This is a genomic window from Streptomyces sp. NPDC040718 (genome assembly GCF_055593565.1).
In genome coordinates, this window is sequence record NZ_JBVIXO010000004.1 from 87423 (window position 1) to 109370 (window position 21948).

Here is a 21948-nt window from a genome sequence, read left to right on the forward strand (position 1 = left end):
CGGCCTCCCCTGCGAACCCCCGCCTCCCCCGCCGGAACACCCGTCCGGGCGCCCGCCGTCCGCCGACGGACGCCGACGGACGCCGCACGGACGCCGCACGGCGCCGCACGGCGCCGCACGGATGCCACGACGGGCCGCGTCACGGGCGGCCACACGGGCCGCCGCGCTGGTCAGGGCTGCCGGGAGCGGGCCTTGAACGCGGCCTTCCGCGCCTCCTTCGAGGCCTTCTTGTCCGGGTGCAGCCGGCCCATGGCCTCCAGGACGTACGCGGTGGCGGGGTGCTCCACCCGCCACGCCTGCTCGAAGAACCCGGTGTGGTGCTCCGTCAGGCTCCGCATCAGCAGCGGCAGCTCCTCGGTCTCCCCGTCCGCCGCGAGCTGCGCCGCGATCGTGTCCACCGTCAGCCAGAACACCATCGCCTCGTCCGGCACCGGTACGTCCGCCGCCCCGCGCTCGGCGAGCCAGACCCGGGCGAGTCCGCCCAGCTCCGGGTCGTCCAGGACGGCGCGGACCGCCGGCTCGGCCTCCGGCCCGGCCGGGGCGAGGGCCTGCTGGCAGCGCAGCCGGCGCAGCGGGGCGCCCTCGTCGTCACCGCGGGCGGCGGCCAGCAGTTCGGCGACGGCGACCGGCAGTTCGCGCCCGGCCAGCCACTGCTCGATCTCGGCCTGGGCGGCGTCCTCCGGGTAGAAGGAGACGGCGTCGAGCAGCGCGTCGGCGCCCTTGTCGGCCAGCTCCCCGACGGCGGGGGCCTCGACCCCGGCTTCGAGCATCCGGGCGCGGACGCCGTACAGGCCGAGCGGGGTCAGCCGTACCATCCCGTACCGGGACACGTCCTCGTCGTCCTCCGGGCCCTGCCCCGGCCCCGTCCCCCCGGAGGCGTCGGTGGTCTCGTCCGCCTCGGCGAGCAGCGCCTCGTCCACGGGGCGGTACTCGACCAGCCCGATGGGCTCCAGCTGCCGGAACTGGTCGTCGAGGCGCATCATCGCGTCCGAGACCTGTTCGAGGACGGCGTCGGTGGGATCGCCCATCTCGTCGGGCACGATCATCGAGGCGGCGAGCACCGGCAGCGGCACCGGGCCCTCGCCGGCGCCGCGTTCGGTGACGGTGAGCAGGTAGAGGTTGGCGAGGACCCCGTCGAGGAAGTCCGCTTCCCGCTGGGGGTTCCAGTCGAGCCGGTCGAAGTCGATCTCGCCGCCGGCGTCGAGGGCGTCGACGAGGTCGTCCAGGTCGGGTACGGCCGCGTCCGCGAGGACGGTGTCCAGGGCGGCGAGCCACAGGTCGAGCACGTCGCCGGGCGCGCCGCCGGCCAGCAGCGCCAGGTCCTCGCCGGGGGTGGCGGTGCCGTACTCGGGCTCGCCGGCCTCGGCGCCGTCGCCGCTGTCCTCCTCCGGCTCGGTCACGTCGACGAGGCCGGTGTCCACGGCGACCCGCCAGGCCTGGCTCGCGTACACGGGCGAGTCCTCGTCGGCGGCGTCGAGGCCGAGGACGGCGACGGCTTCGGGCAGCTGGTCGGGGGCGAGCTCGCCGCCGACGTCCACGCGGGTGTCGGGGCCGGACCAGCGGGCGAGGCGTACGGCGCGGGCGAACAGCGGGGCGACGAGGGCGTCGCGGGCGAGCTCCGCATCGGAGTGCAGCCGTACCGGCGGCAGCGTGGGGTGCGGCTCTGCGGACATGGGGTGGTTCTCCTCGGACGGGGGCGCACGGGGCGGTCGGGCGGCTGATCGGTGGGGCGAGCGGCCGACGGCGTCCGGGCGGCGGGATGCCGTCCGGCCATGTGGCCGAAAACACATGCGGACGGGCCGTCAGGCCCGTTGCGGCGACCCAGCGTAGACGCATTCGGGACGAGCCCGGCAGCCATCACCTTTGGTTCATCCCACAGTCGGCCTCCGTATCCCCTGGAGGCCTTGACAACTTCCCTGGTCACCCAGGAAATTGACGCGCGTAGATGTACACGGGCCGTCAAGGGCCCGCACCCTCTCCTCCACACACCGGAGTTCCCGCCCATGCGCTCCTCGCATCCCCGTTCCGCCGCCGTCGCGGCCCTCGTCGCCACCGCCCTGGCCACCGGCCTGCTCGCGGGCACCGCCGACGCGGCCGAAGGCGCCGTGTCCGCCGATCCGATACGCATCCACGACATCCAGGGCACGACCCGGATCTCCCCCCTGAACGGCAAGCAGGTCGCCGACGTCCAGGGCATCGTCACGGGCGTGCGCACCTACGGCTCGCGCGGCTTCTGGATCCAGGACCCCGACGCCGACGACAACCCGGCCACCAGCGAGGGCGTCTTCGTCTTCACCAGCTCCGTCCCGACCGTCGCCGTCGGCGACGCCGTGAAGGTCTCCGGCACGGTCGGCGAGTACGTCCCGGGCGGCGCGAACTCCGGCAACCAGTCCGTCACCCAGATCGCCAAGCCCACGGTGACGGTGCTCTCCTCGGGCAACGCCCTGCCCGGTGCCACCGCGATCAACGAGTACTCCGTCCCCGCGGAGTACGCCCCCGCGGGCGACCCGGCCGCCGGCGGCAGCATCAACGGCCTGACCCTGGAGCCCTCGCGCTACGCCCTGGACCACTACGAGTCCCTGGAGGGCATGAACGTCAAGATCGGCACCTCGCGCGTGGTCGGCGCCACCGACCCGTACTCCGAGCTGTGGGTGACGGTGAAGGGCTGGGAGAACACCGCCAAGCGCGGCGGCACCATCTACGGCTCGTACGAGTCCCAGAACACCGGCCGCCTCCAGATCCAGCAGCTCGCCCCGCTCGCGCAGCAGCCCTTCCCTGTGGCCAACGTCGGCGACAAGCTGACCGGCACCACCGAGGGCCCCCTGGACTTCAACCAGTTCGGCGGCTACACGCTGGTGGCGCGCACCCTCGGCACGGTCAAGGCGGGCACCCTCGCCCCGGAGAAGACCAAGGCCCAGTCCCCCGGCGAGCTCGCGGTGGCCACGTACAACGTGGAGAACCTCGACCCGTCCGACCCCCAGGAGAAGTTCGACAACCTCGCCAAGGCGGTCGTGACCAACCTGGCCTCGCCCGACATCGTGGCCCTGGAGGAGATCCAGGACGACAACGGCGCCAAGAACGACGGCACCGTCTCGGCCGAGCAGACGCTGACGAAGTTCACCGAGGCGATCAAGGCGGCGGGCGGCCCGGCCTACCAGTGGCGCTCCATCGCCCCCGAGAACAACAAGGACGGCGGCGAGCCCGGCGGCAACATCCGCCAGGTGTTCCTGTTCAACCCGGCGCGGGTCTCCTTCACCGACCGCGCCGCGGGCGACGCGGTGACGGCGACCGGTGTGACGACGGAGCGGGGCAAGGCCGCCCTGACCCACTCCCCCGGCCGGATCGACCCGGCGAACCCGGCGTGGGCCGACAGCCGCAAGCCGCTGGCCGGCGAGTTCCTCTTCCGCGGCCGCACGGTCTTCGTGATCGCCAACCACTTCGGCTCCAAGGGCGGCGACGAGGGCCTGACCTCGCACCACCAGCCGCCGGTGCGCTCCTCCGAGGCCAAGCGGCTCGTGCAGGCCCAGGCCGTCAACGGGTTCGTGAAGCAGCTGCTGGCGGTCGACAAGAACGCGTCCGTGCTCGCGGTCGGCGACATCAACGACTTCGAGTTCTCCGGGACGGCGAAGGCACTGGAGGACGGCGGCGCGCTGTACTCGGCGATCAAGTCGCTGCCGAAGGCGGAACGTTACTCCTACGTCTACCAGGGCAACGCCCAGGTGCTGGACCAGATCCTGACCAGCCCGTCGATCAAGAACTTCACGTACGACAGCGTGCACATCAACGCCGAGTTCGCCGCGCAGAACAGCGACCACGACCCGCAGGTGCTGCGCTTCCGTCCGTAACCCGGACCGCAGGGGCCCGGCAGGCTCCCCCGGCTACCGCCGGGAGGTGCCCCCGAGGCCGGGCCCCTGCCACAATCCGACCATGATCTTCCGCATGGCCACCCGCCGGGACCTGCCCTCCGTACTCGCCCTGCTGGCCGACGAGGAGCGGGTCCTGGACCCGGCCTCGGTCACCGTAGGCGAGGAGCACGAGCGGGCCTTCGCCGCCATCGCGACGGACCCGCGCAACGAGTTGCTGGTCCTGACGGACGGGGATACGGACGGCGGTACGGTCCTGGGCTGCCTCCAGCTGACGTACGTACCGGGCCTGGGCCAGGGCGGCCGCGAGCGGGCCCTGGTGGAGGCGGTACGGATCCGCGCGGACCGGCGCGGCGGGGGCCTGGGCGCGGAGCTGATGCGCCTCGCGGTCGAGCGGGCCCGCGAGCGGGGCTGCGGACTCGTCCAGCTGACCAGCAACAAGCGGCGCGGCGCCGCTCACCGCTTCTACGAGCGGCTGGGCTTCGCGCGCAGCCACGAGGGCTTCAAGCTGGTCCTCGAACCGTAGGTCGGGACCTTCGGCCCTGGCGTGACGCTGGACACACGGTGGCCAAAATCTTCCGGTTGTGGTGTTGAGTGTCCCCACGCCCGAACTTGCCCTCCTTGTACCCCCGCACTCCCGGGAGGACCGCGTGTTCCCCTCCATGTCCCTCGCCCAGGAAATCGGCCTCGCCGTCCTCGTCGTGGCCGCCCTCGTCTGGGTCGTCGGCCTCGGCCACATGCTCTGGGACAGCCGCTTCCACCACCCGGAGCCAGGCGCCTACGAGGGCCTGCCGGTGATCCCGGCGCAGCGCGCCGCGGACACGCACCCGATGGAGTCGGTGGAGCTGACCGAGGCGGAGGAGCGGGCCTTCGCCGGCCTGATCCGGACGATCGCCCTGAACTGACCGGGGACGCCCGCCCCCTGGAACCTCCCGGAACGCCCCTCGCCCTCGCGGCGCGAGGGGCGTTCCCGCACGTCCGGCCGGTGTCCCCGCCCTCGGTTGCGGGTCCGGTCACGCCCGTCGATAGTGGGAGAGGCAGCCGCGCCTTGATCACCGGGGCCCGGGCGCCGTACGCGGGCCGCGGACGTTCCGGCCGGCCGCGACGGCATCAGCCCCGGGGCGCTCCCCCTCCCCTTTCCGCACCCGGCGACCGGCCGGGTCACCACCAGCACGGCGCGTCACCCTGCCGATCCCCTTCACAGGACCGAGAGGAGCACCCCCATGCGCCCCATGCGCCCCGTGCACTCCGTTCGGAAGACCCGGGTACGCCGCTTCCTCGCGACGGCGTCGGTATTCGCGGCCGGAGGCCTCATGCTGCTGCCCGCGCCCACCGTGGCGCAGCCGGCCGCGCCCACGGTCACGGTGGCCGACGTCCCCGAGGCCACGTACCAGCTCGTGAACGTGCAGACCGGCAAGTGCGCCACCGTCGCGGGCGGGTCCACCACCGCGAACAACCACCCGCTGGTCCAGTTCGACTGCGACACCCACCCCTCACGCCGCTGGCGGGTGACGAGCGAGGAGAACGGCGCCTTCCAGATCGTCAACGGGCAGACGGGCAAGTGCGCCACCGTCGCCGGCGGCACCACCACGGCCAACAACCACCCGCTGGTCCAGTTCGACTGCGACACCCACCCCTCACGCCGCTGGCGCATCACGAACGGCGACGGCAGGTCCTTCCAGCTCGTGAACGCGCAGACGGGCAAGTGCGCCACCGTCGCCGGCGGGTCCACCACCGCGAACAACCACCCGCTCGTCCAGTTCGACTGCGACACCCACCCCTCACGCCGCTGGTTCCTGCGGCTGGTGGGGTGAGTCCCGCCGCGCCGAAAGCCGAGTGCCCTCCCGCGTCCGGCGGGAGGGCACTCGGTGGCGACGGCGGCGGGCGCTGCCCGCGCGGCGTCAGTTGTGGCTGTGCAGGACCTCGTTGAGGCCGCCCCAGTTCGCCTTGTACGGGCGGGCCTCGACGGCGCCGGTGACCGAGTTGCGGCGGAAGAGGATGTTGTCGGCGCCGGAGAGCTCCAGGGCCTTGACGATCTGGCCGTCCGGCAGGGTCACCCGGGTGCCCGCGGTGACGTAGAGGCCGGCCTCGACGACGCACTCGTTGCCCAGCGCGATGCCGATGCCCGCCTCGGCGCCGACCAGGGTGCGCTCGCCGATCGAGATGATCTGCTTGCCGCCGCCCGAGAGGGTGCCCATGGTGGACGCGCCACCGCCGATGTCGGAGCCGTCGCCGACGACGACGCCGGCCGAGATGCGGCCCTCGACCATGGAGGTGCCGAGGGTGCCGGCGTTGAAGTTGACGAAGCCCTCGTGCATGACGGTGGTGCCCTCGGCGAGGTGCGCGCCGAGGCGGACGCGGTCGGCGTCGGCGATGCGCACGCCCTTGGGGGCGACGTAGTCGGTCATGCGCGGGAACTTGTCGATCGAGGTGACCTGGAGGTGCAGGCCCTCGGCGCGCGCGTTCAGCCGGACGGTCTCGACCTGGTCGACGGCGACGGGGCCGAGGGAGGTCCAGGCGACGTTGGTCAGCAGGCCGAAGACGCCGTCCAGGTTCTGGCCGTGCGGCTTGACCAGGCGGTGGCTCAGCAGGTGCAGGCGCAGGTACGCGTCGTGCGCGTCCAGCGGCTTGTCCTCCAGGGAGGAGATGACGGTGCGGACGGCTACGACCTCGACGCCGCGGACCGCGTCCGAGCGGATGGCCTTGGCCGCGGCGGCGCCGAGGAGCTCCACGGCCTGCTCGGCGGTGAGGCGCTCGGTGCCGGCCGGGCCGGGCGCGTCGGCGAGCTCGGGGGCGGGGAACCAGGTGTCGAGGACGGTGCCGTCGGCGGTGATGGTGGCAAGTCCGGCGGCGACGGCGCCGGTGGTACGCGTAGCAGTCATGACCGAAACCTAACCGGCGACGGCCTCCGGCTGCGAACCGGTCTCATGTGACGGTCTCGCGGGTCGCCGCGCGCCCCGCACACCCGTGAGGAGCACGATCCCCCCGGCGGCCGCGCCGAGCGCCGCGCACAGCGGCCACAGCAGCTCGGGCGCGGTGTCGTACAAGGCCCCGCCGAGGGGCGCGGCGAGGACGAAGCCACTGATGGAGACCCCCGCGTACAGGCTCTGGAACCGGCCGACGGCGTGCTCGGGGGACTCGTCGGCGACGTACGCCATGGCGGTGGTCTTGTAGAGGATCTCCCCGAGGGTGAGCAGCAGCATCATCGCGACGGCCGTCGCGGTACCGACCCCGAGCGTCAGCATCGCGTAGCCGCCGCCCACCAGCACCAGCCCGCTGCCGATGACGTGCAGCGGGGAGCGCCGGCGCAGGGCGAGGGCGGCGGGGATCTCCAGGAGCAGGATGACGCCGCAGTTGATCGCGATGAGCCATCCGTACGCGCGGGTGTCCAGACCGTGGTCGGCGAGGTAGACGGGGAAGGTCGTGAGGTGCTGCCGGTAGACGACGTCGATGACCACGATCGCACCGAGCAGGACCAGTACGGCCGGCCGTGCACGCAGCTCCCGCCACAGCCCTCCGCGGCCCAGACCCCCGTCCGGGGCCGCGGAGGGCGTGGTGGCGGCCCGGGCCGGAACGACCCGGGCGGTCCAGAGGGCGAAGAAGAGGGTGCCGAGGCCGTCCGTGACGAAGAGCCAGTCGTACGAGAGCCCGGTCGCGATGAGCGCCCCCAACGGACCGCCCACCGCGAAGCCGCCGTTGGACAGGCAGCGGGTGACGGCGAAGGCCTGGCGGCGGGAACCTTCCGGCACGGTGACGGCGACCAGCGCGGAGTTGGCGGCGCGGATCACCCCGGAGGCGTACTGGGCGAGCGGCAGGAGAAGGGCCAGCAGGCCGGTGGGGGCCGCCGGCAGGGCGACGAGGGCGAGCCCGCCGAGGGCGGAGGCGGCGAGCAGCACGCGGCGGTGGCCGAAGCGGTCGCCGTACCAGCCGCCGGTGAAGTTGCCGGCGACCAGGCCGATGCCGCCGACGCCGACGATCAGGCCCGCCTGGGCGGCGCCGAGGCCGCGCGGACCGGTCAGGTAGAGGAAGACGAAGACGACGGTGAAGCTTGCGACGGTGTTGACGAAGATCCCCGCAGCCAGCAGCCACACGACCTTCGGTACGTCCTTGAGCCCCTGCAGCACACCCGTGTCCCCCGCATCCGTCCATGGTCAGTTCCTTTTGGGAACGGACTATGTCAGCATGACAGCCTTGGGTCAACGGACAAAAGGAGTTCCCATGGCCCAGCGCACGCACCTCGGCGACGCGGACTGCTCCATCGCCCAGGCCCTCGACGTCGTGGGCGACTGGTGGACGCTGCTGATCGTGCGGGACACCGCGCGCGGCCTGTACCGCTTCGAGGAGCTCCAGCGCGAGCTGCGGGTGTCCCGGAAGGTGCTCGCCGAGCGGCTGAAGCTGCTGGTCGAGGCCGGGGTGCTGACGCGCGAGCCGTACCAGGAACGCCCGGTGCGGCACGAGTACCGGCTGACCCCGCGCGGGCGGGGGCTGCTGCCGGTCCTGGTGGCCCTCCAGGACTGGGGAGACACCTGGGTCCTGGGAGAGGGAGAGATGACGGCGACGACCGAGGAGTCCTCGAAGGAGGCCGTACGGGTCCACGCGCTGCGCGGCACCCGGCTGCCGGAGCTGCTGCTGCCGGACCGGTTCGGCGAGCTCCGCGACCCGGTGGCGGACACCCCGTTCACCGTCCTGTACTGCTTCCCCGGCGCGTACGCCCGGGCCGAGTCCTACCCGCCCGGCTGGGCCGGGATCCCGGGCGCGAAGGGCTGCACGCTCGAATCGTGCACGTTCCGCGACCAGCTCGCCGAGTTCACCGCCGCCGGCGCCACCGTGCACGGCGTCTCCACCCAGCGGCCGGACGAGCAGCGGGAGTTCGCGGAGCAGGAGCGGCTGCGGTTCCCGCTGCTGTCCGACGCCGGACTGGACCTGGTGACGGCGCTGCGGCTGCCGACGTTCCGCGCGGCGGGGGTGAGCCGGATCAAGCGGCTGACGCTGGTCGTGGACCGGGAGCGCACGGTGCGCGAGGTGGTCTACCCGATCACGGACATCGAGGCGGGCGTGGCGGCGGCCCTGGGAGCAGTCCGCGGCACCGGCTGACGGTTCCCGTCGGGGCGCCCGCTCCGTAGATCCGCTGGAGGTGCCGCGCCTCCCGGTGGGGCGGAGAATCAGACGGGTGGGGGACGTCCCAGTACCACGAGGGAACGGGGAGTCCGATGTCATCCGCGAAGCGTCCGCGCCGGCTGGCGCGCTTCTCCGCCGCCGTGGCCGTGACCTGCGGCCTGGCGACGGCGACGGCCGTCCCGGCGACGGCCGCCGACCCGATCACGAAGGCCCCGACCCTGCTGAACCTGCGGCTGGACGCCCCGACGGCCTATCTCACCTTCCGCGACAACGCGGAACCCGACACCCTGTACACGATCACCCTCACCGAGAAGGACAACCCGGGCTACACCAAGATCGTGCGCACGGCACCCGGGCACGTGCCGGGTACGGGCCGGGTCGCCACGCGCTCGGCCGAGGGCATCAAGCCGGGCGTGGCCTACTGCGCGACGATCCGGGCGACCGTCCACTACGAGGACTCCCCGCTCAACGCCTACGACTTGGAGGATCCGGACACCGCGGAGTCCAACAAGGTGTGCGCCGGCCCCACCGACCCGGCGAAGCCCGAGACCGCGCAGACCGACCTGTCCGTCGGCCCGATCACCGGCGAGGCCGCCCCTCCGTCGGGCACCAACCGGAACTACTGGGTGGGGTACGCCAACAAGGGCGCCGCCGCGACCGGCGTCGTGCTCGACGTCTGGGCGACCGGGCCGATGAAGCTGCGGCGGCCTCCGGACAGCGGCGCCTTCAGCGGCTTCACCTGCGCGCCCTCCGGAGCCTCCGGCTTCCGCTGCACGGGCGGCACCGTCAAGGCCGGGGAGAAGGGCCAGATCCCCTTCCTGATCGCGGTGACGACGACCGGCAACGGCACCATCCACGCGTCGATCACCGGCTCCGGCGACACGAACACCGGCGACAACGGAGCCTCGTTCGCCTTCCAGGCGGTCCCGCGAACGGTCTAGGCCGGCCGCAGCACCCGGGACAGGACCTCGCGGGTGTACGGCTCCTCGTACGGGGTGCCCGTCAGGAGGACCTGGAGGCTGATGCCGTCCATCACCGCCACCAGGGCCCGCGCCGTGACCGGGTCGGTGTGCTCCGCCAGGGCCGTGGCCACCGCCTCGCACCATTCGGCGGCGACCGGCCGCAGCGCGGGCCGGCGCAGGGCGGCCAGGTACAGCTCGTACTCCAGCTCGGCCCGGCCCCGGTTCCCCTCCAGGAGCTCCCCCAGCAGCCGTGCAAGCGCCCCCGCCAGGTCCTCGCCCTCGCGCAGCGCCAGCACGGGCGCGCAGGCCTCGTTGGCCTGCCGCAGGGCGGCCACCAGCAGGTCGTCCAGGGTCCGGAAGTGGTAGGTGGTCGAGCCCAGCGGCACGTCCGCCTCCGCCGCCGCGCTGCGGTGGCTGAGCCCGGCGATCCCCTTGGCCCCCACCACCCGGATCGCGGCGTCGATGATCCGCTGCCGGCGGCCGGGGTCGTAGCGGCGCGCTCCGGCGGCCATCAGTGCGCCGCCCCGCCCACGTTCAGCAGCACCACGCCGCCGATGACGAGCGCGATCCCGGCGATCTTCGCGGCGCTGGCGGCCTCCCCGAGGAACACCATCCCTATCGCGGCGATGGCCGCGGTGCCGACCCCGGCCCAGATCGCGTACGCGGTGCCCACCGACATCGACTTCAGTGTCCGGGCGAGCAGGGTGAAGGCGATGGCGTAGCCCAGCAGGGTCCCGAGCGAGGGCCACAGCCGCGTGAAACCGTCGCTGTACTTCATGGCGGTGGTGCCGGCGACCTCGGCGGCTATGGCCATGGCGAGCAGTACGTAAGGCATGTGTACAACAGTACACATCGATGCGTACACATGTACACGCGCATGTCCGGTCCCACCCGTGCGCATCGGGGCTACGGTGGCCCCCTCAGGGGACGGGGGGCCGCTCATGGCGCAGCATTGGACCCACACGGGCGGCGGCTGGCTGCCCCCGCGACGGCCCCGGCCCGGTGTGGTGCCGCTGCGGCCACTGGGGCCCGGGGAGATCCTCGGGGGTGCCGCCACCACCCTGCGCCGGTACGGCGGAGCGCTGTGCGGCGCGCTGCTCCTCGGCCAGCTCACGGCCGCCCTGCTGGTCGCGGCGGTGGCCGGCGCGGCCACCCTGGCCTCCCTCAGCCGGAGTTCCGGCAGCCGGGTCTTCGTCTGGACGCTGTTCCCGGCGGCGGCCCTGTTCCTGCTGTTCACCTGTGCCCTGGCCACCGCCCTGATCGCGGTGCTGCTGCGCCCGGCGGTGCTCGGCCGCGCCGTGACCGTGCCGGGGCTGCTGCGGGCGGCGCTGGTCCGGACTCCGGTCGTGCTCGGTGCGCAGCTGCTGGCGCTGTTCGCCGCGGCGGCCCCGATCGTGGCGGCAGGGGCCGCCGGGCTGCCGGCGCTCGCGCTGCTGCCGCTGGTCCCGGTGGCCCTGTGGCTCGGGGTGCTGTCCGCCCTGGCGCCCACCGCCGCCGGGTACGAGGGGCTCGGGCCGGTGGCGGCGCTGCGGCGCTCGGCGCGCCTGGTGCGGGGCGCGTGGTGGCGGACCCTCGGGGTCACGGCTCCGGCGGTGGCGTTCACCTGTACGGCCGGATACGCGCTCCAGGCCTGGTTCGGTCTGGCGGGGGCGCTGTCGGCGATGGTGCTGCTGCCGGCCTTCCCGCAGCTGCCCGCCGGGCTGCTGTACGTGGACCGGCGGATCCGGAGCGAGCACCTCGCCGAGGCGCTCGCGACGGATCCGGAGCCGGCCGGGCCCCCGGTCAGTTCAGGGTGAACCAGGCCGCGCGGGCCTTCTTCCACTCCGGGTGCGTCAGGTCCTTGGCCTCGGTGCCGTCGCCGTACAGGTCGGCGGAGCCGCTGTCGGTGACCACCTGCACCCGGACCCCGGGGGCGTTCAGGTCCGGCACCTCCACGATGGCCTCCCAGCCGCCGGGGTCGGCGGTGGGCAGGTCGGCCCGCTTGACGGGGGCGTGGCCGGGGACGCCGTCCCACTGGTAGAGGGCGTACGGGTCGGAATTGTCGTCGGCCGCCCAGGAGCCGGCCAGGATCAGGTACTGGTCGGCGGCGTTCTTCCTGACGTCCCGCACCGACAGCCCGCCGAGGTCGAGCTCGACTCCCGCTCCGAAGGCCGCCTTGGCGCCGCTCGCCAGCACCTGGTCGAAGTTGGTGACCGGCACGAGCAGGGCCTTGCCTCCGGGCACGGCCGGGGCCAGCGGGGCGCGGAAGCCCAGGTAGGCGGTGCTGGTGGAACCGGGCGCGAACTCCAGGCCCTCCACGTTGAACCCGTCGATCTGCTTCGGCGCCTCGCCGGCCGCGGTGCCCGCCGCGAAGCCGTAGCGGTTGCCGTTCGCGGTGTCCCAGGCGACGAGGTCGTCGCGGAGCTTCTTGTACGAGCGCCCGTACGCGAGCTGCGTGCCCGCGCCGGACCCGCTGACGGTGGTGGTGAACACCGTGTTGCGGGGCGCCTTGTACTCGCCGTCCTTGTTGTTGCCGAGAGAGCCGGTCCAGTAGACGGTGTTGCCGATCCGGGTGGCACCCTCGATGTCCACCTCCTTGGTGACGCCGAGCTGGGAGCTGAAGTCCCAGGTGCGTACGGGGGCGGCGGAACGGGAACGGTCGTACAGGCGCAGCACGTTGTTCTCGTCGTCGGCGACCACGGTGTAGCCGCCGCCCACGTCGACGGCGGCCGAGGAGTCCGAGGCGCCGCTGAAGTAGCGGGCGTCGGCCGGGTTCTGGACGGCGGCGGAGGCGGCGTAGGAGAGCGTCTTGGTGGCGGTCTTGCCGCCGAGCCCGGTGACCTTGATGGTCAGGTTGGTGTAGCCGCGGGCGTGGGCGGTGACGGCCAGCCGGCGCACCGCCCCGGTGCCGGTGACCGTGACGTCGCCGGTGCCGGCGACGGAGGCCTTGCTGGAGGCCGAGGCGCTGACGGTCAGGGCGGAGGCGTCGGCACCGCTCTGACCGACGGTCACGTCGACGGTCTGGTCGCCGGCCCCGTTCACGGATCCCGACAGGTAGGCGGCGGAGAGCGAGATGGTCGGGGTCCCGTAGGTGACCGCGTGCGCGGGCATGACGGTGGCGGCGACGATCAGGGCGGCGGCGCCCGCGGTACCCGCGATGCCGAGCTGCTTCTTCAAGGTGGCGTCCTCTCCCTCACGGCGCTCGCCGTGACGACCGTCGAGAAGGTTCGGCCACCGTGGCCAACTCCCGGTGCACGTCACGCGTCGGCCCGGAAAAATCCCCGGAGAACCCTGAGAACAGGGAGGGCCCCCGGCACGACCGTGCCGGGGGCCTCACGCGTACGCGTCGCTCAGACGTTGAAGCCGAGCGCGCGCAGCTGCTCACGGCCGTCATCCGTGATCTTGTCCGGGCCCCACGGGGGCATCCAGACCCAGTTGATGCGGAGCTCGTTGACGATGCCCTCCGTCGCCGACTTCGCCTGGTCCTCGATGACGTCCGTCAGCGGGCAGGCCGCCGAGGTCAGGGTCATGTCGAGGGTGGCGATGTTCGCGTCGTCGATGTGGATGCCGTAGATCAGGCCCAGGTTGACGACGTCGATGCCCAGCTCGGGGTCGACCACGTCGTAGAGGGCCTCGCGGACCTCCTCCTCGGTGGCCGGCTTGATCGACGCCTCGGGCGTCGCGTTCTCGGTCATGCCGTCTTCCTCTCCGCGTCGCCCAGCACCTGGGCGGTCGCGTCCTTCCACGCCATCCAGCTCAGCAGAGCACACTTCACGCGCGCCGGATACTTGGAGACGCCGACGAACGCGACCGCGTCCTCCAGCACCTCCTCCATGGCCTCGTCGGGCTCCAGCTTGCCCTTGGACTGCATCATCTCCAGGAACACGCCCTGGATCTTCTGCGCCTCGGCCAGTTCCTTGCCGACGAGCAGCTCGTTCAGCACGGACGCGCTGGCCTGGCTGATGGAGCAGCCCTGGCCCTCGTAGGAGACGTCGGTGAGCGTCTCCCCGTCGTACTTCACGCGGAGCGTGATCTCGTCGCCGCACGTCGGGTTGACGTGGTGCACCTCGGCGTCGCCGTCGCGCAGGCCGCGCCCGTGCGGGTGCTTGTAGTGGTCCAGGATCAGTTCCTGGTACATCGAATCCAGCTTCACAGCCTCGTCCTCGTCGCCTTCGTCAGCCGAAGAAGTTCCGTACGTGCTCCAGCCCGTCGATCAGCGCGTCGACCTCGGCGGGAGAGGAGTACAGGTAGAAAGACGCTCGCGTGGTCGCGGGAATTCCGTACCGGAGGCACACGGGGCGCGCGCAGTGGTGTCCCACGCGGACCGCGATGCCCTGCTCGTCCAGCACCTGACCCACGTCGTGCGGGTGGATGTCACCGAGCGTGAAGGAGATCGCGGCGCCGCGGTCCTCGGCCGTGGTCGGGCCGATGATCCGCAGGTCGGGCACCTCCAGGAGGCGCTTGACCGCGTACTCGGTGATCGCGTGCTCGTGGGCGGCGATGTTCTCCATGCCGATCGAGGTCAGGTAGTCCACGGCCGCGCCGAGGCCGACGGCCTGGGCGATCGGGGGCGTACCGGCCTCGAACTTGTGGGGCGCAGGTGCGTACGTGGAGGAGTGCATCGAGACGGTCTCGATCATCTCGCCGCCGCCGAGGAACGGGGGCAGGTCCTCCAGGAGCTCCTGGCGGCCCCACAGGACGCCGATGCCGGTCGGGCCGCACATCTTGTGGCCGGTGAAGGCCACGAAGTCGGCGCCGAGGGCCTGGACGTCCAGGGGCATGTGCGGAGCGGCCTGCGAGGCGTCGATCAGCACCAGCGCGCCGACCTCCTGCGCGCGCCGGACGATCGCCTCGACCGGGTTGACCGTGCCCAGGATGTTGGAGACCAGCGTGAAGGAGACGATCTTCGTCTTCTCCGTGATGACCTCTTCGATGTTGGACAGGTCGAGCCGGCCGTCGTCGGTGAGGCCGAACCACTTCAGCTTCGCGCCGGTGCGCTGCGAGAGCAGCTGCCACGGGACGATGTTGGAGTGGTGCTCCATCTCCGTGATGGCGATCTCGGTCTCGCGGTCGACCCGGTAGGGCTCGTCCGCCCAGCCGAGCATGTTCGCGACCAGGTTGAGCGACTCCGAGGCGTTCTTGGTGAAGATCACCTCGTCGCGGCTCGGCGCGTTGATGAAGGCGGCGACCTTGTCGCGGGCGCCCTCGTACAGTGCCGTGGCCTCCTCGGCGAGCACGTGCACGCCACGGTGGACGTTGGCGTTGTGCCGCTCGTAGTACGCGTTGAGTGCGTCGAGCACCTGGCGCGGCTTCTGCGAGGTCGCCGCGTTGTCCAGGTAAACGATCTTCTTCCCGTCGTGGACCACACGATCCAGCAGGGGGAAGTCCTTGCGGATCGCCTCGATGTCGAGGAGGCCAGGCAGCTGTGTCACGCGGTCGCGCCACCCTTCACGTACTTGTCGTAGCCCTCGTTCTCCAGCTGGTCGGCGAGCTCGGCGCCGCCGGACTCGGCGATGCGGCCGTTCGCGAACACGTGGACGAAGTCGGGCTTGATGTAGCGCAGGATGCGCGTGTAGTGGGTGATCAGCAGGGTGCCGACCTCACCGGTCTCGCGGACGCGGTTGACGCCCTCGGAGACGATGCGCAGGGCGTCGACGTCCAGACCGGAGTCCGTCTCGTCGAGGATCGCGATCTTCGGCTTGAGGAGCTCCAGCTGGAGGATCTCGTGGCGCTTCTTCTCACCGCCGGAGAAGCCCTCGTTGACGTTGCGCTCGGCGAAGGCCGGGTCCATCTGGAGCTGCTCCATCGCGGACTTGACCTCCTTCACCCAGGTGCGCAGCTTGGGGGCCTCGCCGCGGATGGCGGTGGCGGAGGTGCGCAGGAAGTTGGAGACCGAGACGCCGGGGACCTCGACCGGGTACTGCATGGCGAGGAAGACGCCGGCGCGGGCGCGCTCGTCGACGGACATCTCCAGGACGTCTTCGCCGTCGAGGGTCACGGTGCCACCGGTGATGGTGTACTTCGGGTGACCGGCGAGGGAGTACGCCAGGGTGGACTTGCCGGAGCCGTTGGGGCCCATGATGGCGTGCGTCTCACCCTGCTTGACCGTCAGGTCGACACCCTTGAGGATCTCGCGGGCGCCGTTCTCGGCCTCGACGGAGACGTGCAGGTCGTGGATTTCAAGCGTTGCCATGGGTACCTCAGGACTCCTGGGTGAGGGAGACGAGCACGTCGTCCCCTTCGATCTTTACGGGATAAACGGGGACGGGGCGCGTCGCGGGCAGACCGGAGGGCTTGCCGGTGCGCAGGTCGAAGGCCGACCCGTGCAGCCAGCACTCGATCATGCAGTCCTCGACCTCACCCTCCGAGAGCGAGACGTTCGCGTGCGAGCAGATGTCGTTGATCGCGAACACCTCCCCCTCGGTGGAGACGATGGACACCGGCGTGCCGTCGAGTTCCACCCGCTTGGGGGTGTTCTCCTCCAGCTCGCTCAGCGCACAGGCCTTGACGTACGTCATCAGACGGCCGCCGCCAGCTCGGCCTCGATCTTCGCGATGAGGCGCTCCTCGATGTCCGCGACACCGATCTGCTGGACGAGCTCGGCGAAGAAGCCGCGCACGACCAGGCGGCGGGCCTCGTCGGCCGGGATGCCGCGGGCCTGGAGGTAGAAGAGCTGCTCGTCGTCGAAGCGGCCGGTCGCGGAGGCGTGGCCGGCTCCGACGATCTCGCCGGTCTCGATCTCCAGGTTCGGCACCGAGTCGACGCGCGCGCCGTCCGTCAGGACGAGGTTGCGGTTCATCTCGTAGGTGTCGGTGCCCTCGGCGGTCTTCTCGATGAGCACGTCACCGATCCAGACGGCGTGGGCGTCCTGGCCCTGGAGCGCGCCCTTGTAGACCACGTTGGACTTGCAGTGCGGGGCGTCGTGCGTGACCAGGAGGCGGTGCTCCTGGTGCTGGCCCGCGTCCGTGAAGTACACGCCGAGCATCTCGGCCTCGCCGCCGGGGCCGGCGTAGCTGACGCGCGGGTGCAGGCGGACCAGGTCGCCGCCGAAGGTCACGACGACGGACTTGAAGCTGGCGTCGCGGCCGACGAGGGCGTTGTGCTGCGAGGTGTGGACCGCGGTGTCGTCCCAGTCCTGGACGGACACGAAGGTCACCTTGGCGCCGTCGCCGACGAGGATGTCGACGTTGGCCGCGCGGACGCCGTCGCCGGTGTGGTCGATCACGATGATCGCCTCGGCGAAGGGCTTGATGTCGAAGACGGTGTGCCCGAAGGTCGTGCCGCCCTCACCGTGGAGCGCGACCCGGATGGGCTCGGCGAGCACGGTCTCCTTGGGCACGGTGACGACCGTGGCCTTGGCGAACGAGGAGAAGGCCTGCGCGGAGACCCGGTCGACGGGGGTGCCGGCCTTGCCGATCCGCTCGTCGCCGCGCTCGACGGACTCGACCGTCACGCCCTCGGGGGCGTCGATCTGGGCCTTCATGGTGCCGTTGGCGACCGCGGTGCCGTCGTGCAGGCCCTTGAGGCGGGCCAGCGGGGTGAACCGCCATTCCTCCTCGCGGCCGTGCGGAACGGGGAAGTCGGCCACGTCGAAGGACGGGGGCGCGCTCATCCGGGTGGCGACGGTGGACTCGGCGGCCACCGCGATCGCGCCGGCGGTGGTGGAGCCCGCCGGAATGTTCTGAGCCTCAGCCATGGCTGTCGTCTTGCTCTCTTCCATACGTGTGACGAATGTGCTGCGGGGCGGGGGCGGCCGGGGTGAGCCGGCCGCCGTCGGGACTAGCCGACCGAGCCCTCCATCTGCAGCTCGATGAGCCGGTTGAGCTCCAGCGCGTACTCCATCGGCAGCTCCTTCGCGATCGGCTCGACGAAGCCGCGCACGATCATGGCCATGGCCTCGAACTCGGTGAGCCCGCGCTGCATCAGGTAGAAGAGCTGGTCGTCGGAGACCTTGGAGACGGTGGCCTCGTGGCCCATCGTCACGTCGTCCTCGCGGACGTCCACGTAGGGGTAGGTGTCCGAGCGGGAGATGGTGTCCACCAGGAGCGCGTCGCACAGCACGTTGGACTTGGAGCCCGCGGCGCCCTCGCCGATCTCGACCAGACCGCGGTAGGAGGTGCGGCCGCCGCCTCGCGCCACCGACTTGGAGACGATGTTGGAGGAGGTGTTCGGCGCCATGTGGACCATCTTGGAGCCGGCGTCCTGGTGCTGGCCCTCGCCCGCGAAGGCGATGGACAGGGTCTCGCCCTTGGCGTGCTCGCCCATCAGGTAGACGGCCGGGTACTTCATGGTGACCTTGGAACCGATGTTGCCGTCGATCCACTCCATGGTCGCGCCCTCGTACGCCACGGCGCGCTTGGTGACCAGGTTGTAGACGTTGTTCGACCAGTTCTGGATGGTCGTGTAGCGGCAGCGGCCGCCCTTCTTCACGATGATCTCGACCACGGCGCTGTGCAGCGAGTCCGAGGAGTAGATCGGGGCGGTGCAGCCCTCGACGTAGTGGACGTAGGCGTCCTCGTCGACGATGATCAGCGTCCGCTCGAACTGGCCCATGTTCTCCGTGTTGATGCGGAAGTAGGCCTGGAGCGGGATGTCCACGTGGACGCCCTTGGGGACGTAGATGAACGAGCCGCCCGACCACACGGCGGTGTTCAGCGACGCGAACTTGTTGTCGCCGACCGGGATGACCGTGCCGAAGTACTCCTGGAAGAGCTCCGGGTGCTCCTTGAGCGCGGTGTCCGTGTCGAGGAAGATGACGCCCTGCTCCTCCAGGTCCTCGCGGATCTGGTGGTAGACGACCTCGGACTCGTACTGGGCCGCGACACCGGCGACGAGGCGCTGCTTCTCCGCCTCCGGGATGCCGAGCTTGTCGTAGGTGTTCTTGATGTCCTCGGGCAGGTCCTCCCAGGAAGCGGCCTGCTTCTCGGTGGAGCGCACGAAGTACTTGATGTTGTCGAAGTCGATGCCGGAGAGGTCGGAACCCCAGTTGGGCATGGGCTTCTTGCCGAACAGCTTGAGGCCCTTGAGGCGGAGGTTCAGCATCCACTCCGGCTCGGACTTCTTCGCCGAGATGTCTCGGACGACGTCCTCGGACAGGCCCCGCTTGGCAGCGGCGCCCGCCGCGTCGGAGTCGGCCCAGCCGTATTCGTAGGTGCCGAGGCCATCGAGCTCAGGGTGAGCAGTCTCCGTGGTCATGCGGGGTTCCTCCCGGCCGTACTTGCAGATACTGATGTGTCGGTCTGTGTGGCGCTTCGCGGAATGAACGTGGTGCACACCCCGTCGCCGTGGGCGATCGTGGCGAGGCGCTGCACATGCGTCCCGAGCAGGCGGGAGAAGACCTCGGTCTCCGCCTCGCAGAGCTGCGGGAACTGCTCGGCGACGTGTGCGACCGGGCAGTGGTGCTGACAGAGCTGTTCACCGCTGTGCGGACCGGGAGCGCTCTTCGCCGTAGCAGCGTACCCGTCCGCGGTCAACGCCTTGGCAAGGGCCTCGGTGCGGGCCGCGGGGGCGGCCGCCTCCACGGCTTCCCGGTAGGCCCGCGCCTGTGTCTCCATCCGCGCCCTCGCGAAGGCGGCGACGGCCGCCTCGCCCTTCTCGCCCCCGCCGACGGACTGCGCGATCCAGCGCAGGGCGTCCGCGGCGAGGGTGTCGTAGGACTGGTCGAAGGCGTCACGGCCGCAGTCGGTGAGCGCGAAGACCTTGGCGGGCCGGCCCCGGGTGCGTGCGCCGTACACACGCTGCTCACGGGGTTCGACCACGTCATCGGCGACGAGCGTGTCGAGGTGGCGGCGCACGGCGGCCTGAGTGAGGCCCAGACGCTGCGCGAGGTCGGCGACGGTGGAGGGGCCGTGGTCCAGGATGGACCTCGCGACCCGGTTGCGGGTTGACCGCTCCCCGGTCGCGAGCTCCCCCTGGGGGGCCTCGCTCATCCGTTCGCCGTTTTTCACAACGCCATTGTTGCGTAATTAAGCGAGCCCCGACAAGCCGTGACGGACGCCACGCCCGGTGGCGTCCATCACTAAGGGTTACCTTATTTATCTACGGAGAGTTAATCGGTAGATGGAATTCCGCTTCCATTCCCACCGGAAGCAGCCGTGTCCACGGCACGGTGTTCGAATCGATTCCGCCTTTCCCGGCCCGTCCACCCCGGGGCCGAGGCCCTCTTCCCGGGCTCCGTAGACTCAGTCACCATGAGCAACGACCCCGCCGTGGAAATCCGCGGACTGGTGAAGCGGTACGGCCCCAAAACGGCGGTGGACGGCCTGGACCTCACCGTCCCGCGCGGCTCCGTCACCGCGGTCCTCGGCCCCAACGGCGCGGGCAAGACCACCACCGTGGAAACCTGCGAGGGCTACCACCGCCCCGACGCCGGCACCGTCCGCGTCCTCGGCCTCGACCCGGTCGCCCAGGCCGAGCGGCTGCGCCCGCGCGTCGGCGTGATGCTCCAGTCCGGCGGGGTCTACTCCGGCGCCCGCGCCGTGGAGATGCTGCGCCACATGGCGGAGCTGCACGCCGACCCCCTCGACGTGGACACCCTCGTGGAACGCCTCGGCCTCGGCGGCTGCGGCCGCACCGCCTACCGCCGGCTCTCCGGCGGCCAGCAGCAGCGGCTCGCCCTGGCCATGGCCGTCGTCGGCCGCCCCGAGCTGGTCTTCCTGGACGAGCCCACGGCCGGCCTCGACCCGCAGGCCCGCCGCGCGACCTGGGACCTGGTACGCGAACTGCGCGCCGACGGCGTCACCGTCGTCCTCACCACCCACCACATGGACGAGGCCGAGCAGCTCTCCGACGAGGTCGCCATCGTGGACGCCGGCAAGGTCATCGCGCACGGCAGCCCCGAGCAGCTGTGCCGGGGCGGCGCCGAGAACACCCTGCGCTTCACCGGCCGCCCCTCCCTCGACCTCGCCTCCCTGCTGAAGGCCCTGCCCGACGGCACCCAGGCCGCCGAGCTCACCCCGGGCGCCTACCGGGTCACCGGTGACGTGGACCCGCAGCTGCTGGCCACCGTCGCCTCCTGGTGCGCCCAGCACGGGGTCATGCCCGACAGCCTCTCGGTGGAGCGGCACACCCTCGAAGACGTTTTCCTGGAGCTGACCGGTAAGGAGCTGCGCGCATGATGCCGACCGCCACCGCCCCTTGCCGGGGGTCCGGGGGTTGCCCCCCGGGAAGGCACAGCCTGGAGCTGACCGGTAAGGAGCTGCGCGCATGAGCGCCGGTACGTTCACCCCCCGGCCGGGGGCCGCGCCGGTGTCCCGGATGATCTGGGCGCAGACCGTGCTGGAGACCCGGATGCTGCTGCGCAACGGGGAGCAGCTGCTGCTGACCGTGATCATCCCGGCGCTGCTGCTGACCCTCTTCTCCGCCGTCGACATCGTCGACACAGGAGAGGGGAAGGCCGTCGACTTCCTCGCGCCCGGCGTCCTCGCGCTCGCCGTGATGTCCACCGCCTTCACCGGCCAGGCCATCGCCACCGGCTTCGACCGCCGCTACGGCGTGCTCAAGCGGCTCGGGGCCTCCCCGCTGCCGCGCTGGGCACTGATGGCCGCCAAGACCCTGTCGGTGCTGGTCACCGAGGTGCTCCAGGTGGCCCTGCTGACGGTGATCGCCCTCGCGCTGGGCTGGTCCCCGCACGGCAACCCGCTGTCCGTCGCGCTGCTGCTCCTGCTCGGCACGGCCGCGTTCTCCGGGCTGGGGCTGCTGATGGCGGGCACCCTCAAGGCCGAGGTGACGCTGGCCGCGGCGAACCTGGTGTTCCTGCTGCTGCTGGTCGGCGGCGGGGTGATCGTGCCGCTGGAGAAGTTCCCCGCGGCGGTGCAGTCCGTGCTCGGCCTGCTCCCGATCTCGGCGCTGTCCGACGGGCTGCGCGCTGTGCTGCGGGACGGCGCCGGGCTGCCGTGGGGCGACGCGGCCGTACTGGGCGGCTGGGCGGTCCTGGGGCTGGGCGCCGCCGCGAAGTGGTTCCGCTGGGAGTGAGCCGGACCACCCGGCGTGAGCCGCTGCTCCGGGAGTGAATCGGCGCTCCGGAT

23 protein-coding genes are annotated in these 21948 nt (G+C 71.6%); 9 read left to right on the forward strand and 14 right to left on the reverse strand.

The window, feature by feature from the left end; genetic code table 11:
* Nucleotides 1-170: 170 nt before the first annotated feature.
* Nucleotides 171-1673: a hypothetical protein gene (locus tag ACZ597_RS11915; protein ID WP_471328130.1), complete on the reverse strand. Its 1503-nt coding sequence runs from the start codon at nt 1671-1673 to the stop codon at nt 171-173.
* Between the two features lie 330 nt (nt 1674-2003).
* Between ACZ597_RS11915 and ACZ597_RS11920 the strand changes: the two genes are divergently transcribed.
* From ACZ597_RS11920 to ACZ597_RS11935, 4 genes are all read left to right on the forward strand, one after another.
* Complete coding sequence (locus tag ACZ597_RS11920; protein WP_471328132.1) at nt 2004-3845, forward strand: endonuclease/exonuclease/phosphatase family protein; 1842 nt, start codon at nt 2004-2006, stop codon at nt 3843-3845.
* Between the two features lie 82 nt (nt 3846-3927).
* Complete coding sequence (locus ACZ597_RS11925) at nt 3928-4389, forward strand: GNAT family N-acetyltransferase (RefSeq protein ID WP_471328134.1); 462 nt, start codon at nt 3928-3930, stop codon at nt 4387-4389.
* 124 nt (nt 4390-4513) lie between these two features.
* Nucleotides 4514-4768, forward strand: a complete 255-nt coding sequence (locus tag ACZ597_RS11930; protein WP_401253546.1) for a hypothetical protein — start codon at nt 4514-4516, stop codon at nt 4766-4768.
* A 318-nt stretch (nt 4769-5086) separates the two neighbouring features.
* On the forward strand, nt 5087-5677 hold the full coding sequence (locus ACZ597_RS11935) for an RICIN domain-containing protein (protein ID WP_471328136.1): 591 nt from the start codon (nt 5087-5089) through the stop codon (nt 5675-5677).
* Nucleotides 5678-5764: 87 nt separating this feature from the next.
* Here ACZ597_RS11935 and dapD read toward each other — a convergent pair whose 3' ends face one another.
* Together dapD and ACZ597_RS11945 are read right to left on the reverse strand one after the other, a co-directional pair.
* Nucleotides 5765-6745 (reverse strand): 2,3,4,5-tetrahydropyridine-2,6-dicarboxylate N-succinyltransferase, encoded by a 981-nt coding sequence (gene dapD, locus ACZ597_RS11940; protein WP_471328138.1) that lies wholly within the window; start codon nt 6743-6745, stop codon nt 5765-5767.
* 9 nt (nt 6746-6754) lie between these two features.
* Nucleotides 6755-7984 carry an MFS transporter gene (locus ACZ597_RS11945; protein ID WP_471328860.1) on the reverse strand — a complete coding sequence of 410 codons (1230 nt, stop codon included), beginning with the start codon at nt 7982-7984 and terminating at the stop codon, nt 6755-6757.
* 97 nt (nt 7985-8081) lie between these two features.
* On the opposite strand from ACZ597_RS11945, the gene ACZ597_RS11950 reads away from it, so the two are divergent.
* Together ACZ597_RS11950 and ACZ597_RS11955 are read left to right on the forward strand one after the other, a co-directional pair.
* On the forward strand, nt 8082-8957 hold the full coding sequence (locus tag ACZ597_RS11950; RefSeq protein WP_471328140.1) for a winged helix-turn-helix transcriptional regulator: 876 nt from the start codon (nt 8082-8084) through the stop codon (nt 8955-8957).
* Between the two features lie 116 nt (nt 8958-9073).
* A complete protein-coding gene (locus tag ACZ597_RS11955) occupies nt 9074-9922 on the forward strand; it encodes a hypothetical protein (protein WP_471328142.1) in 849 nt (282 codons plus the stop codon).
* Here the strand turns inward: ACZ597_RS11955 and ACZ597_RS11960 are convergent.
* Both ACZ597_RS11960 and ACZ597_RS11965 read right to left on the reverse strand, forming a co-directional pair.
* Complete coding sequence (locus tag ACZ597_RS11960) at nt 9919-10455, reverse strand: TetR/AcrR family transcriptional regulator (protein ID WP_471328144.1); 537 nt, start codon at nt 10453-10455, stop codon at nt 9919-9921. The genes ACZ597_RS11955 and ACZ597_RS11960 overlap by 4 nt on opposite strands.
* On the reverse strand, nt 10455-10778 hold the full coding sequence (locus ACZ597_RS11965) for a DMT family transporter (protein ID WP_471328146.1): 324 nt from the start codon (nt 10776-10778) through the stop codon (nt 10455-10457). The genes ACZ597_RS11960 and ACZ597_RS11965 overlap by 1 nt, the downstream gene beginning before the upstream one ends.
* 106 nt (nt 10779-10884) lie before the next feature.
* On the opposite strand from ACZ597_RS11965, the gene ACZ597_RS11970 reads away from it, so the two are divergent.
* Nucleotides 10885-11739: a hypothetical protein gene (locus ACZ597_RS11970; protein WP_471328148.1), complete on the forward strand. Its 855-nt coding sequence runs from the start codon at nt 10885-10887 to the stop codon at nt 11737-11739.
* On the opposite strand, the gene ACZ597_RS11975 is transcribed toward ACZ597_RS11970, so the two are convergent.
* From ACZ597_RS11975 to ACZ597_RS12015, 9 genes are all read right to left on the reverse strand, one after another.
* Nucleotides 11726-13033, reverse strand: a complete 1308-nt coding sequence (locus ACZ597_RS11975; protein ID WP_471328862.1) for a hypothetical protein — start codon at nt 13031-13033, stop codon at nt 11726-11728. The two genes, ACZ597_RS11970 and ACZ597_RS11975, sit on opposite strands and share 14 nt — an antisense overlap.
* Before the next feature lie 239 nt (nt 13034-13272).
* Entirely contained in the window at nt 13273-13617 is a 345-nt protein-coding gene (locus ACZ597_RS11980) for a metal-sulfur cluster assembly factor (protein WP_007263433.1), read from the reverse strand.
* Nucleotides 13614-14075 (reverse strand): Fe-S cluster assembly sulfur transfer protein SufU, encoded by a 462-nt coding sequence (sufU, locus tag ACZ597_RS11985; RefSeq protein WP_471328151.1) that lies wholly within the window; start codon nt 14073-14075, stop codon nt 13614-13616. The genes ACZ597_RS11980 and sufU overlap by 4 nt, the downstream gene beginning before the upstream one ends.
* 22 nt (nt 14076-14097) lie before the next feature.
* Complete coding sequence (locus ACZ597_RS11990) at nt 14098-15354, reverse strand: cysteine desulfurase (protein ID WP_471328153.1); 1257 nt, start codon at nt 15352-15354, stop codon at nt 14098-14100.
* Entirely contained in the window at nt 15351-16115 is a 765-nt protein-coding gene (sufC, locus tag ACZ597_RS11995) for a Fe-S cluster assembly ATPase SufC (RefSeq protein ID WP_030846240.1), read from the reverse strand. The genes ACZ597_RS11990 and sufC overlap by 4 nt, the downstream gene beginning before the upstream one ends.
* A gap of 7 nt (nt 16116-16122) precedes the next feature.
* Nucleotides 16123-16440 (reverse strand): bifunctional 3-phenylpropionate/cinnamic acid dioxygenase ferredoxin subunit, encoded by a 318-nt coding sequence (locus tag ACZ597_RS12000; protein ID WP_042820167.1) that lies wholly within the window; start codon nt 16438-16440, stop codon nt 16123-16125.
* The gene (gene sufD / locus ACZ597_RS12005) at nt 16440-17618 is read right to left on the reverse strand and encodes a Fe-S cluster assembly protein SufD (protein ID WP_469113056.1); all 1179 of its coding nucleotides are present in this window, start codon (nt 17616-17618) and stop codon (nt 16440-16442) included. The genes ACZ597_RS12000 and sufD overlap by 1 nt, the downstream gene beginning before the upstream one ends.
* An 83-nt stretch (nt 17619-17701) precedes the next feature.
* Nucleotides 17702-19117: a Fe-S cluster assembly protein SufB gene (sufB, locus tag ACZ597_RS12010; protein ID WP_471328155.1), complete on the reverse strand. Its 1416-nt coding sequence runs from the start codon at nt 19115-19117 to the stop codon at nt 17702-17704.
* Complete coding sequence (locus ACZ597_RS12015) at nt 19114-19851, reverse strand: helix-turn-helix transcriptional regulator (RefSeq protein ID WP_471328864.1); 738 nt, start codon at nt 19849-19851, stop codon at nt 19114-19116. Before ACZ597_RS12015 ends, sufB begins: the two co-directional genes overlap by 4 nt.
* A 261-nt stretch (nt 19852-20112) precedes the next feature.
* On the opposite strand from ACZ597_RS12015, the gene ACZ597_RS12020 reads away from it, so the two are divergent.
* Nucleotides 20113-21039 (forward strand): ABC transporter ATP-binding protein, encoded by a 927-nt coding sequence (locus ACZ597_RS12020; RefSeq protein ID WP_471328157.1) that lies wholly within the window; start codon nt 20113-20115, stop codon nt 21037-21039.
* Between the two features lie 88 nt (nt 21040-21127).
* Nucleotides 21128-21895, forward strand: a complete 768-nt coding sequence (locus tag ACZ597_RS12025) for an ABC transporter permease (protein ID WP_471328159.1) — start codon at nt 21128-21130, stop codon at nt 21893-21895.
* Nucleotides 21896-21948 lie beyond the last annotated feature (53 nt).